Genomic DNA, 16,410 nt, shown 5'->3' with positions numbered 1-16,410 from the left:
AACGAAGCATACCTGAAATCAACAGCGGAACAACAGGGGGCCCAATGGCCGGAAACAGTATTTTGTATGTGGGTGCCGGCTCGCTGGCACATCAGGTGGCCGCATTGTTGCCACAGTGGCACGGTTGGGCGCTGCGCCGCACTGCAGGCAGCCTGCCGCAAGGCTTGCAGCAGGTGCTGGCGGACGTCACCAGCCCGGTCTGCCCGGGAGACTGGCCACAGGCATGTCCGGACTATGTGCTGATCACGCTGGTGCCGGCTGCGCGCACGGTCGAGGCCTATCGACAGGCCTATGTGGAGGGGGTACGCAATGTACTGGCCTGGCTGCAGCAGCACGGGCAGCGGCCAAAGCGCATCCTGTTTGCCTCCAGTGTCGGGGTGTACGGGCAGTCGGATGGCCAGTGGGTAGATGAACAGTCTGTTACCGAGCCTGAGCGCTGGTCCGGGCAGGTGATGCTGGAGGCCGAGCAGTTGCTGGTCGATTCCGGTGTGCCGGTAACCCTGGTGCGGCTGGCCGGCATCTATGGCGGAGCAAGGCGCGGCTTTCTGGAGCGGGTGCGACAGGGCTATCACGCTGGCGGTAATCTGAATCGTTTTACCAACCGCATTCACGAGGCGGATGCTGCCGGACTGCTGGCGCATCTGCTGCAGCTGGATGCTGCCGGCACGCCGCTGGCACCGGTGTATGTCGGGGTGGATGACGAGCCGGTGGAGCAGGATGAAGTGGTGCGCTGGCTACAGCAGCAGATGGATGTGTCCGGTGATCCGCAGTTGCTGCTCAATCCGGCCGGCAGCAGCAAGCGCTGCAGCAACCGGCTGGCGCGCAGCACTGGCTGGGCACCACGTTATGCGGGGTACAGGGATGGTTATTCAGGGATGATTTAAGGGTGAGATGAGTTTGTACGCAGGGCTTGTGTTTGCATCAGCGGTGTACAGGTTCCGCAGGGTCGCTGCAAGTACGTCCATGTAAGCTCCCTGTCGCCATCCATGGCGACAAAGCCCTGCTCCACCTGCACACCACTGATGCCATGAGCTCAGTGCAATCAGCTGGCCAGTTTGGCGGCAAACTCGACCAGGCGGCGGGCCTGGAAACGGACCGAGGCCAGTTCTTCTTCAGTGGGGCCACCCATGGTGATGCTGGCGCCATAGGGGTTACCGCCGGAGGCGAAGATCACCGGGTCGGCGTAGCCGGGGGTAACAATGATCGAGCCCCAGTGCATGAAGGTGGTGTAGAAGCCGACCAGGGTGGATTCCTGGCCACCATGGATATTCTGGGCGCTGGTCATGGCGCTTACCGCCTTGTTGGTCAGGCCGCCTTTTTGCCAGATACCGCCCAGGGTATCGATGAAGGCACGCATCTGGCTGGCAACGGTGCCGAAGCGGGTCGGTGCGCTGAACAGGAAGGCGTTGGCCCATTCCAGGTCATCCGCAGTGGCTTCGGGGATGTGGGCTGTGGCTTCGGTGTGCTTGCGCCAGGCCTCGACCGAGTTGACGATTTCGGCCGGCACGGTTTCCCGTGCCTTGCGCAGACGGACCTCGGCACCGGCGGCGGTTGCCTCATCGGCGGCGGTCTGTGCCATGGCATAGTTGGTGCCGTAGGTGCTGTAGTAAACGATGGTCAGTTTGACGTTGTTCATGACATGACTCCTGTTGCTTGGGTGATGGCTGCAGTGGCCAGCTTTGCGGCCTGCTGGCAGCCCCGGATACCGCTTGCTGTTCAGGCTCCGGTGATGACTACCGGCCCGAGCTGCTCACGTCCGTGTGGCGCACTGAAGTCCTGTTCCGGGCCAATGGAAATGATGCCGTAGGGGTTGATGGTCGGGTGGCTGCGGAAATAATGGTGACGGATGTGATCCATGTACACCGTGCTTGCTACGCCGGGCAGCTGGTAGATGTCACGCAGCAGGCCGCTCAGGTTGGGGTAATCGGCGATGCGCTTGCGGTCGCACTTGAAGTGGGTCACGTATACGGCATCGAAGCGTAGCAATGTGGTCCACAGGCGCAGGTCGGCTTCGGTCAGGGTATTGCCGGTGAGGAACCTGTGGCCGGCCAGACGCTCTTCGAGCTGCTCCAGCATGTCGAACACCTCGTGCACGGCCTCGTCATAGGCATGCTGGCTGGTGGCAAAACCGGCACGGTAAACGCCGTTGTTGAGGCTCGGATAGATCATGTCGTTGAGCCTGTCGATTTCCTCGCGCAAGGCTTCGGGGTAATAATCTCCAGCCCGGGCACCGATGCCGTCAAAGGCGCTGTTGAGCATGCGGATGATTTCCGATGACTCGTTGCTGACGATGGTCTGGCGCTGCTTGTCCCAGAGCACGGGTACGGTGACGCGGCCGGTAAACGCGGGGTCGGCCTTCTGGTACAGCTGATACAGCATTGACAGGCCGTACAGTGGGTCGCCATCGGCGGCGTTGAAATCGGTACGCAGCTCCCAGCCGTTTTCCAGCATCAGCGGGTGCACGCTGGAAACGCTGATGTGCTGCTCAAGACCCTTCCAGGCACGCATGATCAGGGTGCGGTGGGCCCAGGGACAGGCATAGGAAACATAGAGGTGATAGCGTCCGCTCTCGGCGGCAAAGCCGCCTTCACCACTGGGGCCGGCGCTGCCATCGGCCGTGATCCAGTTGCGGTACTGGCTTTCCTTGCGCTCGAAGCGGCCGCCGGTGCTTTCGGTGTCATACCAGTGGTCGTGCCACTGGCCGTCGATTAAAAGTCCCATCTGATACTCCTGAAAAAGGTTTGGCGGGTTGTCCGGCGCTTCTGGCAACGGTTCCGCTGCAATTTGTTAGACAGCCTTGCTGTACGGAGCGGGGATCGAAGTGGTCGGCAAAGCACCAGGCACCCACCATGCGCTGGTTGCACGGCGTGCATGGGTCCATGTTACGGGCAAGGGCGGTGATGGATAAAGGGGAGAAGTACAACAGACTGTTGCACAGGCGGGAAAGCATGGGAAGGAGCTGAGGGGTGCCGGAAGCCCGGCAGGCCGCGACACCTGACAATGGCGTCGCGGCAGGCAGTTACTGGCCGTCGGCGATGTGCAGGATGGCATCCATTTCCACAGCAGAGTCGCGTGGCAGGGCTGCCACGCCAATGGCTGCACGGGCCGGATAGGGCGGCTGGAAGTAGCGTGCCATCAGCTCGTTGACGGTACCGAAGTGCTTGAGGTCGGTCAGGAAGATGTTCAGCTTGACCACATCGGCCAGGCTGCCGCCAGCGGCTTCGGCCACCGCCTTGAGGTTTTCGAATACCTGGATGGTTTGCGCCTCGAAGCCTTCGGCCATTTCCATGGTTTGCGGGTTCAGGGGGATTTGACCGGACAGGTAGACGGTGGGGCCGACCTTGACGGCCTGGGAGTAGGTGCCAATGGCGGCGGGAGCCAGTGCGGTGTTGATGACGGTCTTGTTCATGGAGTCTCCGGTGGTGTTGGCGTGAAAAATGATATGGGCGGGGTTGTATGCAGCGGACCTGACCATGCTGCGGTAAGGGTGACGGCAACATGGGTGCGTCTGCTCCGGTCGGGCCTGTAGTCCCGGACGGGACCGCAGGTCAGGTATCAGGCGCGGGCACGGGCAATGCGGGTGACTCCGCTCAGGGTGCGCAACCGGCGGATGACACGGGCGAGGTGAATCCGGTCACGTACACTGATGACCAGCTGGACCACGCTGAGACGGCCGTCTTTTTCGTCCACGCTGATTTTCTCGATGTTGCCGTCCGCTTCGCTGACAGTTCCGGCCAGCAGGGCGATCAGGCCGCGCTGGTGGGTCAGTTCGATGCGCAGGTCGACGTTGAATTCGCCGCTGATGTCCCTGGCCCAACTCAGGGGGATATATTTTTCCGGCTGGTTGCGGATGTCGGCCAGGTTGCGGCAGGACTCACGATGCACCACCATGCCCTTGCCGGCCGACAGGTGACCGACAATCGGATCACCGGGAATCGGGCCGCAACAGCGTGCGTAATTCAGCACCATGCCTTCGGTGCCATGAATGACCAGTGGTTCGTCCACTACCGGGTGCTGCTCGCTGTTGCTGTCGGCCAGCAGGCGACGGGCCACGACCTGCGCGGTGCGGGTACCCAGCCCGATGCTTTCCAGTACGGCATCCAGGCTGTCCTGCTGGTATTCGTCCAGCAGTGCGTCAATGCGGGCCGGAGCAATGTCGTCCAGTTTTGCGGCATGAATATCCAGTGCCTTGTCCAGCAGGCGGCGGCCCAGTTCGACCGACTCGTCATGCTGTTGCAGTTTCAGGGCATGGCGGATATGGGTGCGGGCCTTGCCAGTGACAACAAAGTTGAGCCAGGCCGGATTGGGGCGGCTGCTGGGGCCGGTAATGATTTCCACCGTGGCACCACTGGCCAGCGGCTGTGACAGCGGTGCCAGGCGGCGGTTGACGCGGCAGGCAATGCAGGCGTTGCCAATGTCGGTGTGCACGGCATAGGCGAAATCGACCGCAGTTGCCCCCTTGGGCATTTCCATGATCCGGCCGTTGGGCGTGAAGACGTAGACCTCGTCGGGGAACAGGTCGATCTTGACGTTCTCGATGAACTCCAGTGAGCTGCCGGCACTTTGCTGCAACTCCAGCAGGCCCTTGACCCAGCGCCGGGCGCGGGCGTGGCTGGTGCCCTTGTCCTGGCTGTCGCTCTTGTACAACCAGTGGGCAGCGATGCCGTTGTTGGCCAGCTCTTCCATGTCGCGGGTACGGATCTGGATCTCGATCGGTACCCCGTGCATGCCGAACAAGGTGGTGTGCAGCGACTGGTAACCATTGGCCTTGGGAATCGCGATGTAATCCTTGAAACGGCCCGGAATCGGTTTGTACAGGCTGTGTACTGCGCCCAGCACGCGGTAGCAGGTATCGACCTTGTCGACCACGATGCGGAAGGCATAGACGTCCATGATTTCATTGAACGACTTGCGCTTGGATTTCATCTTGCGGTAGATGCTGTACAGGTGTTTCTGGCGGCCGCTGACCTCGCCGGGCAGCCCTTCACGCTCCAGGCAGTGAATGATTGACTCTTCGATTTTGGTGACGATTTCCTTGCGGTTGCCACGGGCCTGGCGCACGGCCGTCTGGATACGCTCGGCGCGCATCGGGTGCATGGCACGGAAGCCCAGATCCTCGAACTCCGCATACATGCTGTGGATGCCCAGCCGCTTGGCGATCGGGGCATAGATTTCCAGGGTTTCCTTGGCGATGCGACGGCGTTTTTCCGCATTCAGCGCGCCAAGGGTGCGCATGTTGTGCAGGCGGTCAGCCAGCTTGACCAGAATCACGCGGATGTCGCGGGCCATGGCCATGGCCATTTTCTGGAAGTTTTCCGCCTGGGCTTCGGCCTTGGTGCCGAATTTCATCTGCGTGAGCTTGCTCACGCCGTCCACCATTTCCGCCACGCTTTCGCCAAACTGGGCGACCAGCGCCTCCTTGGGAATGCCGGTATCCTCGATCACGTCGTGCAGCATGGCGGCCATCAGGCTTTGATGGTCCATGTGCATTTCCGCCAGGATGGTGGCCACCGCCAGCGGGTGGGTGATGTAGTGGTCACCACTGCTGCGCAGCTGGCCGTCATGGGCCTGCTCGGCGTAATAGTAGGCCCGCCGGACCAGGTTGACCTGATCCGGACCAAGGTAGTCTCCCAGCTGTCCGGCAAGGCGTTCAACGGCAGGCATGCGGATCTCCTTCAGGTTCGGGCGGCGGATGCTTCAGGCTGTTGCGGTGCAGCGGATGGTGGCGCAGCCGATTGGCTGCACTGCCAGTCAGTTGATGCTGTCGTCAAAGGCGGCAAACAGCGGCTCGTCCATGATGGTGGCTTCTTCGATGGCGACCGATTCGGCGTTGATCAGGCCTTCGGCAATTTCACGCAGTGCCAGTACGGTCGGCTTGTCGTTTTCCAGCGGAACCTTGGGTTCCAGGCCGCCGGTGGCAATCTGGCGGGAGCGCTTGGTCGCCAGCATCACCAGTTCAAAGCGGTTTTCCACGTTTTCCAGGCAGTCTTCAACGGTCACTCGGGCCATGGTGCATCCTCCAGTTCAGTCCGGCAGCCGGTTGGCGGCTGCACGTTATGCAAATAAGTGTAAAAAAATGCTTCCAATAAGGGAAGGGTGTTTGCCGGCCTGCCGGGCGATCATGCGGCACATGCGAAAATCAACAAGGATACGGCGGGCAGGACAGCACATTCTAGCACAGGCAGCCTGTGCCGGCAGCAGATAGCGCAAGGATGCAGCGGAGTCAGCTGCCTTGCAGCAGCATGCTCAGCAGTTCGCCATGACGTTGCTGCTGGGCGGACTGTTTCAGGCGTCCGCTGATGAAAATCGACTTGAGCTCATTCAGGGCCAGATTGAAATCATCGTTGATGATCAGATAGTCATATTCGACATAGTGGCTCATTTCGGCGGCGGCCTGCTGCATGCGGCTTTCGATGATGTCCCCGTTGTCCTGCCCGCGGTTGTTCAGGCGCTGGCGCAGGGCGGCGGTGCTGGGCGGCAGGATGAACACGGAGCAGGCATCAGGTGCCAGACGGCGTACCTGCTGGGCACCCTGCCAGTCGATCTCGAGAATCAGGTCGTGGCCCTGGGCCAGGGTCTGTCTTACCCAGGGGTGCGAGGTACCGTAATAGTTGCCGAAGACTTCGGCATGTTCAAGAAACTCGCCGCGGCCGATCATGGCCTGGAAGTCGTCTACGCTGGTGAAGTGGTAGTTGACGCCATCGGATTCACCCGGACGGGCGGCGCGGGTGGTATGGGAAACGGATACGCGGACAAATGGCAGGTCATCCAGCAGGGCCTTGACCAGACTGGTTTTGCCGGCACCCGAAGGGGCGGAAATGATGTAAAGGGTGCCTGTGCCTTGTCTGCTCATGTGTGTTCCTGCTCTCCGCTCTGGCAGCTGCCGTGGGTAAATGCTGTATTCTACAGGATCACGGTAACACTAAAAGGGTTACGGCCAACTGTGTGCCTGTGCCTGTGCCTGTGCCTGTGCCCGGTGCGGCTGGTGCACGAGATGCTTCTGGAGACCTGTATGGACTTGAATCTGGCCCGGACTTTTTTGACGGTGGTATATGGCGGCAGCTTTGTGTTGGCGGCCGAGCGCCTGTGTGTCAGCCAGACCACGGTGACGGCTCGCATCAAGAGCCTGGAGGAGCAACTGGGGGCACAGCTGTTTGTACGCAGCGCCAGTGGTTCCAGCCTGACGCCGGCCGGTGAACGTTTTGTTCCGCATGCCCAGCAATTGTTGGCAACCTGGCAGGATGCGCTGCGCAACATGTCGGCCTGCGAGCGCAAGGAGCCCCTGCGCATCGGAGCGGAAACCGGTCTCTGGCAGCCCTGGCTGACACGCTGGCTCAGCTGGCTGAAGCTGGAGCAGCCGGATTTGCACATGCAGGCCAGGGTCGGACAGGGCAGCATGCTGCTGGACCAGATGGAAAACGGAACCCTAGATATCCTGCTCAGTCACCAGGCGCGTTACCGTCCGGCCTTGCATGTGCGCTTGCTGATGGAAGAAACCCTGGTGCAGGTACGCCACGTGGAAAACCCGGAACCGCACATCCAGACCGACTGGGGCGAGGCGTTTCGCCAGCAGTTCGAACTGGCGTTTCCGGCGCAGCACGCGCAGATTGAAACCAATGTCGGCCAGCTGGCATTGCAACTGCTGCTAGAGCAGGGCGGTACCGGTTATTTTCGTAGCCAGGTGGTTGCTCCCTGGCTGGCCAGCGGGCAGCTGATGCGCGTTGCCGGAGCCCCCGAGTTCTCCTTGCCGGTTTATGTGATGACGCGCAAGGCCTGCAATCATCCGCAGTTGCAGACCGCCTTGCACGGCATTGGCCAACTGGTCAGGCAGCCACCGCACCCACATGACAGCGCTGTACCAGCAAGCGATATAACGCATGAATGAGATCGGTCTGCGAGATGATGCCGATGACCTGCTGCCGGTCATCGACAATGGGCAGCTGGTGCAGGCGGTGTTGTGACAGCAACTGGACCAGCTCAAGGATGCTGGTATCTGCCCGGGCACTGATGACGGGCTCGGTCATGATGCGCTTGAGTGGACGCCGCCGGCTGCCCCGGCTCAGGCTCCAGCGGCGGCGGGGCATTTTGGCAAAGGACTTCTGGTTGACGAAGTCGACCAGCGAAACAATGCCCACCAGCTTGCGTTCGTGGGTGTCATTGATCACCGGCAGCGCTTCAAGCTTGTGTCGCGATAACAGTCCCCAGGCAAATTCGATCGGCATGTCGGGCGTCGCGGTCACGACATCACGCGACATGATGTGAGCTGCGGTCAGGTTGTTGGACATGCGGGAAAACGCCTGCTGTTCGGTCAGCTGCAGCAACTCGACCAGATCCTCGATGCGTGCATCGACATAGCGCCCCATCTGGTTCAGGGCGTGGGTCAGATCCTGTTCCTGCAGCTGGGTGCGCTGCCAGCTGGGCAGGTCGCGGGTGTCATGGCGGTTGACAGCCGGTAAAGGCTGGCGCGGATAGCGCTGATTGGTGCTGTTGTTGAAAGCGATGGCAAACCCCAGCAACAGTAGTGAGTTGAGTGCCACCGGCCAGAGCAGCATATAGCCCCACTGCTGGGTGAAGCTGCTATTGAGGGCGATGGCCACAGCCAGAGCGCAGCTGGGCGGGTGCAGGCAGCGCAGGATCAGCAGGCACAGCATGCAGCTGGCCAGCACGGCCCCGACGCGCAGAATTGGTTCGTCAATCCAGAAGCTGGCGGTAATGGCGATGGTTGCCGCCATCAGGTTGCCCGAGAGCAACGACCAGGGATGGGCCAGCGGTGTCGCAGGGGTCAGGAACACCAGTACATTCGAGGCGCCCAATGCGGCCAGCAGAGTCATGGTGGTCGGCTGGTCAAACAGCGTCTGGCTGACCAGCATGACCAGGGTGATGGACAGAAAAGCCCCGCAGGCGGCACGCAGGGCTTCTTTGGGGGGAATGTTGAGGGCGAGCGGTTTGAAGGCTTTGAGCCAGGGCAGGACGTTCACTTTGCTCCTTAAAGCTGGACGTGGAAGATCATTCAGTTTGCCGCCAGGAACCCGGAGCGGCCGGCCGGTGCCATGTCACCGGGGTTGTCGTGGAAACCCCGGGACCAACAGCAAGCTGCAACTGGTTAAAACCAGTGGGGCCGGCCTAGCCGAGCAGTGTGGTTTGTTGCTCCAGGTGCTCGGGCAGGCAGGGCAGGCCGGTCTCGGCCTCTACGCGGCGGGCCTGCAACGGCTCGTCGGCGAATGGCAACATGGCGGCCTGCAGCTCTTCGCTATGGTTGGAGTAGCGCCGCCACTGTCGCCACAGCCAGGGGCCGATCAGCAACAGGAATATCAGGTTAAGCATGACTCACCTCCGTGGCCGCTTCTGCAGCCGTTGCCGGTTTGCCGGCTTTCAGGGTCAGCCAGCAGTTGAGAGCCAGCAGCAGCATGCCCGAGGCGAACAGGCTGCCGCCGACCAGACGTACCACGTAACCGAAGTGGCTGGCTTCCAGCGCCTCGACAAAGGAGTAGCTCAGGGTGCCGTCGTCGTTGATGGCGCGCCACATCAGGCCCTGGGTGATGCCGTTGACCCACATCGAGGCGATGTAGAGCACGGTGCCGGCGGTGGCCAGCCAGAAGTGCAGGCTGATCAGGGCAGTGCTGTACATGGCTTCCCGGTTCCACAGGCGCGGGATCATGTAGTACAGGCTGCCGATGCTGATCATCGCCACCCAGCCCAGAGCGCCGGCATGCACGTGGCCGATGGTCCAGTCGGTGTAGTGCGACAGCGAGTTGACCGTCTTGATCGCCATCATCGGGCCTTCAAAGGTGGACATGCCGTAGAACGCCAGCGATACCACCAGGAAGCGCAGGATCGGATCGCTGCGCAGTTTGTGCCAGGCACCGGACAGGGTCATCATGCCGTTGATCATGCCGCCCCAGCTGGGTGCCAGCAGGATCACCGACATCACCATGCCCAGGCTTTGCGCCCAGTCGGGCAGGGCGGTGTAGTGCAGGTGGTGCGGGCCGGCCCAGATGTAGATGGAAATGATGGCCCAGAAGTGCACGATCGACAGCCGGTAGGAATAGATCGGCCGTCCGGCCTGTTTGGGCACGTAGTAATACATCATGCCGAGAAAACCCACCGACAGGATGAAGCCGACGATGCTGTGGCCGTACCACCACTGGATCAGCGCATCAGTGGCGCCGGAGTAGATCGAGTAGGACTTCATCGCGGTAACCGGCACGGCGGCGCTGTTGATGATGAACACCATGGCAGTGACGATGATGAAAGCACCGTAGAACCAGTTGCCCACGTAGATGTGCGACACCTTGCGACGGGCGATGGGGGTGAAGAACAGCCAGGTGTAGATCACCCACAGCACGGTCAGCACGATCGACAGCGACCATTCCATTTCGGCGTATTCCTTGGTGGTGGTATAGCCCATGGCATAGCTGGCGACAATGGCCACCAGCATCAGTTGCCAGCCCCAGAAGAACAGTGATGCCATGAAATCCGACGGCAGGCGCGCCTTGCAGGTACGCTGCACCACGTAGAAGGAGGTGGCGAACAGCGCGCTGCCGCCGAAGGCGAAGATCACCAGGTTGGTATGGATCGGCCGGATGCGGCCGAAGCTGATCCACGGCGTATCGAAGTTGAGTGCCGGCCAGACCAGCTGGGCCGCAATGAAGACGCCCATGCTCATGCCAAGCACGCCCCAGACGATGGTGGCCAGCGTGAACTGGCGCACCACCTGCATGTTGTAAAGGGTTTCTTGTGTTTCTTTCATGATGTTTGCGTGGTCGGCAGAGGTCTGCAAGACAGACGGACTCAAAACCACGCCCTCCGGCAATGATTCAGGTCAAGGTTATTATCCGTTCTGGATGCGAGCCAATGAAAAAAATTGCAGCTTGGCTTCAGCAAAACGGATGGCGGCTGTTTATCCGTGTCATGGAAGTGCATGCCGGCGCTGCTGGAAGGTCCGCAGGGGCCACCGCTGACAGCTTTCCCTTTACAAGAGCGAACGTGGCTGTATATTGGCCCTATGCATGTCAAAAACATGTAGTACAAAAACCACAAGAAGGAATAGCACCATGAATGCGATTGTCTTGGCGGTGTTCGGACTCGCCGTGATGTTCACGGGTTTCTTCGTCTACTCGCGCTTTGTTGCGGGCAAGATCCTGAAACTGGACCCCGACTTCAAAACACCGGCCCACACCATGACCGACGGTGTGGACTATGTGCCCACCAACAAGTTTGTGCTCTGGGGTCACCACTTCACTTCGGTTGCCGGTGCGGCACCCATTGTCGGCCCGGCCATTGCCGTCATCTGGGGCTGGCTGCCCGCGCTGCTGTGGGTGTCTCTGGGAACCGTATTCTTTGCCGGCGTGCATGACATGGGCGCGGTCTGGGCCAGTGTGCGCAACAAGGCCAAGTCCATGGGTGCGCTGTCTGGCGATGTGGTCGGCAAACGCGCCCGCTCCCTGTTCATGATCGTGATTTTCCTGGTGCTGTTGATGGTGAACGCGGTGTTCGGCGTGGTGATTGCCAACCTGCTGATCAACAATGCCGGCTCGGTGGTTCCCGTATGGGGCGCCATTGCCGTCGCCATGGTGATTGGCCAGGCCATTTACCGCTTCAAGTGGAACCTGCCGCTGGTATCCCTGGTCGGGGTGATCGTGCTCTACACGCTGATCTGGATCGGCCCGCAGGTGCCCGTGGCCTTGCCGGAAACCGCCTTCGGCCTGTCCGACAGGGCGCTGTGGATCCTGCTGCTGTTTGCCTATGCGGCCGTAGCCTCCTTGCTGCCGGTCTGGATGCTGTTGCAGCCGCGTGACTACATCAACGGCTTGCAGCTGTTCGTGGGCCTGGGCCTGCTGTATGTGGCAGTCTTTGTAGCCGGCCCGACCGTGGTTGCACCCATGATCAACTCCGACGTGCCTGCCGGCACGCCTTCCCTGTTCCCGCTGCTGTTCGTGACCATCGCCTGTGGTGCCATTTCGGGCTTCCACGGCATTGTGGCTTCGGGAACCACTTCCAAGCAGCTGAACAAGGAACCGGATGCCCGTCTGGTGGGGTATGGCGGCGCACTGGGTGAAGGCACCCTTGCGCTGGCGGCTATCATTGCGGCCAGTGCCGGCTTCGCCACCTTCGAGGAGTGGAAAGAGGTCTACTCCAGCTTTGGTGGCGGCGGCCTGAAAGCATTCGTGGACGGTGGTGGAACCATCCTGCATGCCGGTACCGGCATCAGCCCCGAGGTATCCGCCACCATGCTGACGGTGATGGCGGCGCTGTTTGCCGGTACCACCATGGATACCGGCCTGCGTCTGCAGCGCTACATTTTCCAGGAGTGGGGTGAAATCTATAACATCAGCTGGATGAAGAAGGCCGCACCTGCCACCCTCCTGTCCGTGGGCGCCTGTCTGGCGCTGGCTTTTGGCGCTGGCGGCGCGGACGGCGGCGGTGGCCTGCTGATCTGGCCGCTGTTCGGCACCACCAACCAGCTGATGGCCGGTCTGACCCTGCTGGTGGTCGCCGTGATGCTGGTGCGTCGCAAGACCAACGCACTGGTCGTGATTGCGCCCATGGCCTTCATTCTGGTGATCGGCCTGCTGGCGCTGGCCATCCAGATCTACGACTTCTTCGGCCAGCAGAAGTGGTTCCTCTGCGGCCTGGCCGTTGTGGTTCTGGTTGCCGGCGTACTGGTGGCGCTGGAGTGCATTGCGGCGCTGCGCAAGGAGCAGCACGAAGTCGCCGCAAGCAACTAACCGTTGCTGCAGGCTGCGGCCTGCAGCCGGACACCCCGACAGCCCGGATTGCGCCTGACAAGGGCATCCGGGCTGTTTGCGTTGCGGCATCCTGCCCGGACCGTCCGGCAGGGCGGCAGGGTACAATAAAAGTTATGTTGGACGTGCACGGGGGAGACCGGCATGAGCAAGCTGGGTGATATCAAGGACTGGGTGCTCAGGGCAAACCATGCGCTGACCACCTACTACAATGCGCCATACCGGGCGGCCATCGCCCGCGCCAAGCGTGACGAGGATGACCTTTTCATGCTGCTGGTGTTTTCCGAAATGATGGGCATTCCCAACCCGGCGTCCTGGTACACGCTGGAGTTACAGCCGCTGTTGCTGGAGCGTTTTCACGACTGGCATGTGCGCATGGGCATGGAAAAGTCTCCCTTCGACCATATTTCCTGTTGCTAACCGGCCAGGGCGGGTGCCGGCAGCTGCCGGTACCTCCTTGCATGAATCAGGCAGGTGCCAAGATGCTGAACATTGAACAACTGGTGCGGGACAAGTCCGTGCTTTTTTGTGGTGGCAAGGGCGGGGTGGGCAAGACCACCCTGTCCTGTGCCATAGCGGTCAAGGCGGCGCAGCTGGGCCGCAAGACCCTGCTGGTTTCCACCGATCCGGCGCACAGCCTTGCGGATGCCTTTGCCCGCCCGATTGGCGGCAAGGAGCTGTGCCTTGCGGAAAACCTGTTTGTTCTCGAGCTGGACCCGGATGCGGAGGTGGACGCCTACCTGGAACGCGTCCTGTCACACATGCGCCGGTACGTGAATCCGGACCAGGTCGGCGAGCTGCGCCGCCAGCTGCAACTGTCCCGCCAGTCACCGGGCGCACAGGAGGCCGCCATTCTTGAGCGCCTGGCCCGCTTGCTGGATGCCGGCCTGCAGCAGTATGACCTGATCGTGTTCGATACCGCACCGACCGGCCATACCTTGCGCCTGCTGACGCTGCCCGAGGTCATGTCGGTGTGGACCGAAGGGCTGCTCAAGCACAACAAGCGGGCCGAGCATCTGGGCTCGGTACTGGAGCACCTGACCCCGGGCCGCAGCATTGACAGCCTGACCGGAGATGCCGCTACCCATGCCGTGGAAGAGCTGGATGACCGCCAGCAAAAGCTGCTCAGCACATTGCTGGAGCGCCAGCGGCTGTTCCACCGCATGCGCCATCTGTTGACCGATCCGCAAAAGACCGGTTTCCTGTTTGTGCTGACGCCGGAACGGTTGCCCATCATGGAAACGGAGCGGGCCGTCAACTCTCTGCAGGAAGGCAAGATCGGTGTGGCCGGCCTGCTGGTCAACCGCGTGATGCCCGAGCAGGTGATGGAAAACGAATTCTGGCAAAGCCGTTTGCAGCAACAGCAGCAGTATCTGGCCGACATCGACCAGCGCTTTGCCGGTCTGCCGCGCCAGCGTGTCGAGCTGCAGCAGCAGGACATCCAGGGGCTGGAGGCGTTGTCCGCACTGGCATCGCAGCTGGCCTGATCACGTCCGCGTGCACAGGAGCTGGAGACTACAGGGTTGCTGGCTGCGGCTCGCCGCCAGCTGCCAGCAGACGGATGCGGGTGAACAGCGCATGCACTTCACGGCTCTGGCCGGGCATTGCGTAAAAGCTTTCTTCTTGCAGCAACTGCCGGAGGTGCCGCATCACGGTTCGCAGTTTGTGGATGTTGAGCAGGCACCATACAAACCGGTCGTACTGCTGGCCGCATAGTTGCAGACCGTTGATGAACAATTCCGCTTCAGCGGATTTTATCCGGGGCGGGGCTGCCGCCGAAGCTGGCTTTCCGGGTGCCGGGTGTGCTTTTCGTAGCGGTGTTCTGCCCGTTCTGAACCGGTCATTCGATGTTCTGGATCTGAATGTGGAGTGAAAATTAAAATTATTTATTATTCAATTGCTTGCATTTATTTATTTGCCTCATTTTTAAATTTACCCACCCCTTTACCCACCAGTCTGCTTCGGATAGGCAAGTAGATTTCCCTTGCAAGGGCTTGGTGAGGCTGGTGGGTGCGGCTAGCAACTCATTCTGCTGTTTGTTCCGAAATTGGGCTAAACAACCCCAGTTGCTAGGGTCTGTTGACGTTTCACATAGGTAGCCACAGGAAAATGGCCACCGCTCCATCAGTAGCATATTCCGAGCCATCGTGACCGCCCGTTCCGTTTTATCGTGACCAATTTTGGATGATTCCGCGGAATCGGCGGTCACGTTCGCCGGAATACGTATATGTTGCCCCTCTATAGCTGATTTCTCTATGCGACTTAGATTCTGCATACAGTCTTATGGCAATCCCTATGGCAAGCGAGTCACTTAGCTTACGAGGAAGAGGGTTTTTTGATTTGTTGATGGCAGTGAGCAAATCTTTGAGGAGTCGCTTGCTGTCCATGTCCAGCCTAATGGATGTTCGCTTGATGTTTTTGCGCATTTTGGCGCTTAATTGTTGTGTTTTTGTGTCATTTGGGCTTTCTTTGTACTGTTTCAGGGCGTGTTGTAAGCATTCCTTGATCAGTTCTGGAGTAGATGGTTTGGAAGAGTGCTGCAGCTTGGCTATACAATCTAGTTCGTCAATGGTTAACGAAACGGCTTTGGGTTTGTCTTGTGGAAGAAGGGAGGTGCTGCTTTTCGTGTAGATGCGGCTTATTTCTTTATAAACTTTTTTTCTGGAAGATAAGCTTTCGAAGCTGTAGCCGTGTAATAGATCTATCTTCTCAGCTATGTCCATCCTTTGTGATATTTCAGCTGGCTCCATATGGAGGACTTTGGCTGCTGCGCTTCGCAAATGGTTGAGGTTTTTATATGTTGAAAGCTCCTTGTGATCCAAGATGATAATTTCTTGCCAGTCATTTAAATGGTTGAAAAAATAGTTTCTCCATATTTTCGTTGAGCCCCAAAATTGGTCCATTAAACTAACAAGAATTGTTATTTGGTCATGCTTGATTTCGTGTCCTTGAAAGAGGATTTTATTGCAGTTGGATAAGAAAAAAATTAAATCTATGTTACGCTGCTTGCTATAGCTGTTATCTTTTTTAATGTATTCGCTGCAAAATAATTCAAATCGTCTTTTTGTGGCGTATGTGTTTTTTTCGTGTAGAGCTTTTTCATAGAGAAATGAGCAGAACTCTATCGCTGTTAGGGTTTGTGTTGGTAAGGAAAATAAAGCGTGTTTTATACGCGTATTCAAATCTTCCTGAGGAAAGTAAGATGCGTCTAAAAGCACTGAGCATTTATTTTTGTAGTCTACATCAAGCACCATCCAGGCATGCTCTATGGATTTTTCACTCTCATCTTTAATTGAGCACTCAAAGCTTAGCCAAATAAGCGCAGAAAGTTTAACTAAATCGTTTTGTTTTTTTATATATATTTTTAGCGAGTGTTCAAGCTTTTTGTAATTTTTTTTGAGCTCATCTGCAGCCTTTTTCCTGTCATGTCTGCTTAAAGAAATGAATCTATCTCTGATTTGTTTTCTCAGGCTGTCGTGCTCGCTGTGAATGCGAAACCCGTACTGCTGGAGTAGATGAGCGCCCTGGCTGTTCTCCATGAGGAGGTCGGCTTTCAGGGGTGCGGCGCCTTTCTGTGTGTTGCCCATTGTGTGGCTCTTCGCATTTGAGGGTGTAGAAAAAATCTGACGGCTGGAAAAGGTGTCGGGGAACCTAGAAAATGTAA

General features: G+C 59.2%; 17 protein-coding genes. 6 read left to right on the top strand and 11 right to left on the bottom strand.

The features are described 5' to 3' along the window. The first annotated feature begins 44 nt into the window (after positions 1-44). Positions 45-884 carry an NAD-dependent epimerase/dehydratase family protein gene (locus AR306_RS08425; RefSeq protein ID WP_101497131.1) on the top strand — a complete coding sequence of 280 codons (840 nt, stop codon included), beginning with the start codon at positions 45-47 and terminating at the stop codon, positions 882-884. 158 nt (positions 885-1,042) lie between these two features. Here AR306_RS08425 and wrbA read toward each other — a convergent pair whose 3' ends face one another. The 6 genes from wrbA to gmk form a co-directional block, all read right to left on the bottom strand. Next, positions 1,043-1,636, bottom strand: a complete 594-nt coding sequence (gene wrbA, locus AR306_RS08420; protein ID WP_101497130.1) for an NAD(P)H:quinone oxidoreductase type IV — start codon at positions 1,634-1,636, stop codon at positions 1,043-1,045. An 80-nt stretch (positions 1,637-1,716) separates the two neighbouring features. Next, the gene (locus tag AR306_RS08415) at positions 1,717-2,721 is read right to left on the bottom strand and encodes a glutathione S-transferase family protein (protein WP_101497129.1); all 1,005 of its coding nucleotides are present in this window, start codon (positions 2,719-2,721) and stop codon (positions 1,717-1,719) included. A 298-nt stretch (positions 2,722-3,019) separates the two neighbouring features. Beyond that, positions 3,020-3,409 (bottom strand): RidA family protein, encoded by a 390-nt coding sequence (locus AR306_RS08410; RefSeq protein ID WP_101497128.1) that lies wholly within the window; start codon positions 3,407-3,409, stop codon positions 3,020-3,022. A gap of 146 nt (positions 3,410-3,555) precedes the next feature. After that, complete coding sequence (gene spoT, locus AR306_RS08405; protein WP_101497127.1) at positions 3,556-5,664, bottom strand: bifunctional GTP diphosphokinase/guanosine-3',5'-bis pyrophosphate 3'-pyrophosphohydrolase; 2,109 nt, start codon at positions 5,662-5,664, stop codon at positions 3,556-3,558. Positions 5,665-5,751: 87 nt separating this feature from the next. Next, on the bottom strand, positions 5,752-6,009 hold the full coding sequence (gene rpoZ / locus AR306_RS08400) for a DNA-directed RNA polymerase subunit omega (protein WP_101497126.1): 258 nt from the start codon (positions 6,007-6,009) through the stop codon (positions 5,752-5,754). Between the two features lie 214 nt (positions 6,010-6,223). After that, positions 6,224-6,853 (bottom strand): guanylate kinase, encoded by a 630-nt coding sequence (gene gmk / locus AR306_RS08395; RefSeq protein ID WP_101497125.1) that lies wholly within the window; start codon positions 6,851-6,853, stop codon positions 6,224-6,226. Positions 6,854-7,012: 159 nt separating this feature from the next. Between gmk and AR306_RS08390 the strand changes: the two genes are divergently transcribed. Beyond that, positions 7,013-7,885: a LysR family transcriptional regulator gene (locus AR306_RS08390; protein WP_166627844.1), complete on the top strand. Its 873-nt coding sequence runs from the start codon at positions 7,013-7,015 to the stop codon at positions 7,883-7,885. On the opposite strand, the gene AR306_RS08385 is transcribed toward AR306_RS08390, so the two are convergent. The 3 genes from AR306_RS08385 to ccoN form a co-directional block, all read right to left on the bottom strand. Further along, complete coding sequence (locus AR306_RS08385) at positions 7,824-8,978, bottom strand: HPP family protein (protein WP_101497123.1); 1,155 nt, start codon at positions 8,976-8,978, stop codon at positions 7,824-7,826. The genes AR306_RS08390 and AR306_RS08385 overlap by 62 nt on opposite strands. A 145-nt stretch (positions 8,979-9,123) precedes the next feature. Then, positions 9,124-9,324, bottom strand: a complete 201-nt coding sequence (locus AR306_RS08380; protein ID WP_101497122.1) for a hypothetical protein — start codon at positions 9,322-9,324, stop codon at positions 9,124-9,126. Then, positions 9,317-10,750 carry a cytochrome-c oxidase, cbb3-type subunit I gene (gene ccoN, locus AR306_RS08375; protein ID WP_101497299.1) on the bottom strand — a complete coding sequence of 478 codons (1,434 nt, stop codon included), beginning with the start codon at positions 10,748-10,750 and terminating at the stop codon, positions 9,317-9,319. Before ccoN ends, AR306_RS08380 begins: the two co-directional genes overlap by 8 nt. A 104-nt stretch (positions 10,751-10,854) precedes the next feature. On the opposite strand from ccoN, the gene AR306_RS13180 reads away from it, so the two are divergent. The 4 genes from AR306_RS13180 (at position 10,855) to AR306_RS08360 (ending at position 14,233) form a co-directional block, all read left to right on the top strand. Next, positions 10,855-11,058: a hypothetical protein gene (locus tag AR306_RS13180; RefSeq protein WP_133539662.1), complete on the top strand. Its 204-nt coding sequence runs from the start codon at positions 10,855-10,857 to the stop codon at positions 11,056-11,058. Further along, complete coding sequence (locus AR306_RS08370; protein WP_101497121.1) at positions 11,055-12,728, top strand: carbon starvation CstA family protein; 1,674 nt, start codon at positions 11,055-11,057, stop codon at positions 12,726-12,728. Before AR306_RS13180 ends, AR306_RS08370 begins: the two co-directional genes overlap by 4 nt. Positions 12,729-12,890: 162 nt before the next feature. Beyond that, a complete protein-coding gene (locus AR306_RS08365; protein WP_101497120.1) occupies positions 12,891-13,166 on the top strand; it encodes a cory-CC-star protein in 276 nt (91 codons plus the stop codon). A gap of 62 nt (positions 13,167-13,228) precedes the next feature. Beyond that, positions 13,229-14,233, top strand: coding sequence for an ArsA family ATPase (locus tag AR306_RS08360; RefSeq protein WP_101497298.1), 1,005 nt, complete (start codon positions 13,229-13,231; stop codon positions 14,231-14,233). 28 nt (positions 14,234-14,261) lie between these two features. Here the strand turns inward: AR306_RS08360 and AR306_RS13385 are convergent, their stop codons facing one another. Beyond that, positions 14,262-14,399, bottom strand: a complete 138-nt coding sequence (locus tag AR306_RS13385) for a hypothetical protein (RefSeq protein WP_166627843.1) — start codon at positions 14,397-14,399, stop codon at positions 14,262-14,264. Positions 14,400-14,911: 512 nt separating this feature from the next. Further along, positions 14,912-16,333: a hypothetical protein gene (locus tag AR306_RS08350; RefSeq protein ID WP_101497118.1), complete on the bottom strand. Its 1,422-nt coding sequence runs from the start codon at positions 16,331-16,333 to the stop codon at positions 14,912-14,914. Positions 16,334-16,410: the final 77 nt, after the last annotated feature.

Source organism: Thiopseudomonas denitrificans (genome assembly GCF_002866065.1).
GTDB lineage: Bacteria > Pseudomonadota > Gammaproteobacteria > Pseudomonadales > Pseudomonadaceae > Thiopseudomonas > Thiopseudomonas denitrificans.
Note: the sequence above shows the minus strand (reverse complement) of the source record. Positions and strands in the feature narration are given on the sequence as shown.